General features: G+C 43.4%; 4 protein-coding genes. All 4 read left to right on the forward strand.

The features are described from left to right. Positions 1–19 precede the first annotated feature (19 nt). Complete coding sequence (rseP, locus tag V7L97_RS12060) at positions 20–1,090, forward strand: RIP metalloprotease RseP (RefSeq protein WP_333656322.1); 1,071 nt, start codon at positions 20–22, stop codon at positions 1,088–1,090. Beyond that, positions 1,087–1,545: an NUDIX hydrolase gene (locus V7L97_RS12065; protein WP_333656323.1), complete on the forward strand. Its 459-nt coding sequence runs from the start codon at positions 1,087–1,089 to the stop codon at positions 1,543–1,545. Before rseP ends, V7L97_RS12065 begins: the two co-directional genes overlap by 4 nt. Then, entirely contained in the window at positions 1,520–1,978 is a 459-nt protein-coding gene (gene rfaE2, locus V7L97_RS12070) for a D-glycero-beta-D-manno-heptose 1-phosphate adenylyltransferase (RefSeq protein WP_333656325.1), read from the forward strand. Before V7L97_RS12065 ends, rfaE2 begins: the two co-directional genes overlap by 26 nt. Positions 1,979–2,094: 116 nt before the next feature. Continuing rightward, positions 2,095–2,580 carry a chemotaxis protein CheW gene (locus tag V7L97_RS12075; RefSeq protein WP_442891840.1) on the forward strand — a complete coding sequence of 162 codons (486 nt, stop codon included), beginning with the start codon at positions 2,095–2,097 and terminating at the stop codon, positions 2,578–2,580. Positions 2,581–2,758: the final 178 nt, after the last annotated feature.

A 2,758-nucleotide genomic window follows, 5' to 3' on the forward strand; every position in this document is an offset into this window, starting at 1 on the left:
AGGAGGAAAATTAATTTAGATGAGCATTTTATCTGCCATACTTTTGTTCGGGTTTCTCATATTCATCCATGAATTGGGACATTTCATATTCGCAAAAATGAGCGGAGTGAAGGTCCTCAGGTTTTCCCTCGGCTTCGGGCCAAAGGTCATCGGCAAAAAGATAGGAGATACAGAATACCTCATATCGGCTGTTCCTTTGGGAGGATATGTGAAGATGCTTGGAGAGGAGCCCGAAGAAGAAGTGAAAAATTCGGAAAAAGAAAGGTCTTATAAAAACCAGCCTATACTGAAAAGGGCATCCATAGTCTTTGCAGGGCCCATATTCAACCTTTTAACAGCAGTGGTTATCTTCTTCTTCGTGTTTATGATAGGAGTGCCGACACTCCTTCCTGTTGTAGGAGAGATAATGCCCGATACACCTGCATTAAAAGCAGGGCTGTCAAAAAGCGACAGGATTATGACAATAGACGGAAGGCCTATAAGACACTGGGGAGAAATGACAGATATAATCTATGGAAGTGCAAACAAGGCGCTCAATCTGAAGGTTCAAAGGGGATCGGAAATAATCGATATATCCATTACCCCTGAAAGTAAAAAAGTAAAAGATATATTCGGAGAGGAGAAAGAGATCGGGCTCATCGGAGTAAAGCCTTCAGGAGAGACAATTAAGATAAAAGAGAATGTATACAATTCCGTAAAGAACGCCTTCCTGAGGACATGGGAGATATCTGCTCTGACAATCGTCGGGATAATAAAGCTCATTCAGCGTATAATCCCTGCAGATACCATCGGAGGCCCCATCCTCATCTTCCAGCTTGCAGAAAAACAGGCTACGGCAGGGGCATTGAATTTCTTCACCTTTGCAGCAGTAATCAGCATAAACCTTGGTATACTGAATCTTCTGCCCATACCGATCCTCGATGGAGGACACCTCTTATTCCTGGGCATAGAGGCCATAAGGAAAAAGCCTTTGAGCGAAAAGGCCATGATGATAGCCCAGCGCATCGGACTTGCTGTGATAATTACCCTTATGGTATTTGCGATGTACAATGACATCTTCAGATTAATCAGCGGGAAGCCACTGCCTTGAGACCGGCAACAATAAAGCATTTGCATTCGGCAGGCGGCGTTATATTCAGAAAAAAAGGGGGGGAGTTTGAAGTAGCCCTCATCTCCACAAAAAACAAAACCGTATGGACATTGCCCAAGGGCATAATAGACAAGGGAGAGCAGCCAGAGACCTCTGCAGTAAGGGAAATAAGGGAAGAGACAGGACTCACCGGCAGAATCATGGACACACTCGGCGATAAATCCTACTGGTTTTATCTTAAAGACGAAAACATAAAATGCAGGAAAACGGTCTCGTACTTTCTGCTGGAATATATCAGCGGGAACATAGGAGATTACTGTTGGGAAGTTGACGAGGCACGGTGGTTTGACATAGAGGATGCAATAAAACAGGTATCATACAGAAGTGACAGGGAGATATTGGAAAAGGCAAAGGAGAAATTGGTGGTTCATGGGACAGATACTGGACTGGGATAACCTGAAAACAGTGATAGACGGGCTCAAGACCGATGGGAAAAAAATCGTCTTCACCAATGGCTGTTTTGACATCATACATATCGGGCATGTCAGGTATCTAAGGGAGGCTAAAAAATTAGGCGATGTATTGGTTATCGGCTTAAACTCCGATTCATCTGTAAACAGACTGAAACCCAAAAGACCCATAAATCCCGAATCGCATAGGGCAGAAGTCCTGTCATCCCTTGAAATGGTGGATTATGTGACAATATTTAATGAAGATACTCCATATGAACTGATCAAACATCTAATGCCTGATGTCCTTGTAAAAGGCGGCGACTGGAAGAAAGAGGACATCGTGGGCTCTGACATCGTGCCAGAGACTCACAGCCTACCCTATATTAGCGGCGTTTCAACAACAGAGATAATAAACAGGATAAAAAGCAATACATAAAATATTCATATTTTTGTCGTTAATTAGTATAATTACGTGGAAGGCATAGAATTAATATTAAAAAACAGGGGGTTGATATGAACGAAGTAGTAGCAGTATCAGGCACGACAGATGTTATGAAATCTTCAGGGAGCAATGCGATATTGCAGCTCGTAACCTTCACCCTCGGCAACGAGGAGTACGCAGTTGACATCCTGAAGGTTCAGGAAATAAACAGGATGAAGGAGATTACAAGGGTGCCCAACTCGCCATCTTATGTTGAAGGGGTGATAAACCTCAGGGGAAAGGTGATACCGGTGGTGAATCTCAGAAGGAAGTTCGGCCTTGCTGAAAGGGAAAGCGATGAGCAGTCGAGGATAATGATAATGGACATACAGGGCATTACCATGGGCCTTGTGGTGGATTCGGTATCCGAGGTCTTGAGGGTGCCGTCAGACATCGTGGAACCAACGCCTCCCATGGCATCGAACATAAGCACGGAGTTTATAAAGGGCATAGCAAAGCTTGAGGACAGGCTCATAATACTCCTCGACATGGACAGGCTGCTCGGCAAATCGGAAGAGACGCTCATGATCGAGGCAGCCACAAAGGCAATCGAATAATATTTACAATAAATTTACAGAAAAATATGTTAATTTTTAAGTAATTTTTTTATGAGGAATGTGAAGCCGGCTTCATATTCCTCATAATGTCGGGAAATAAATATAAACGGTGGAGGATTTATCTATGAAGATCAGCACGAGTCTTAAAATCGCAGTTGCAGTATTGTTGAGTTTTTCT

It is taken from the genome of Dissulfurispira sp., from assembly GCF_036745535.1.
In the GTDB taxonomy this organism is placed as follows: domain Bacteria; phylum Nitrospirota; class Thermodesulfovibrionia; order Thermodesulfovibrionales; family Dissulfurispiraceae; genus Dissulfurispira.

Coding starts and splice junctions, on each gene's coding strand:
- V7L97_RS12075 (WP_442891840.1), top strand. CDS start 2,095: ATGAAATCTTCAGGGAGCAATGCGATATTGCAGCTCGTAACCTTCACC.
- rseP (WP_333656322.1), top strand. CDS start 20: ATGAGCATTTTATCTGCCATACTTTTGTTCGGGTTTCTCATATTCATC.
- rfaE2 (WP_333656325.1), top strand. CDS start 1,520: ATGGGACAGATACTGGACTGGGATAACCTGAAAACAGTGATAGACGGG.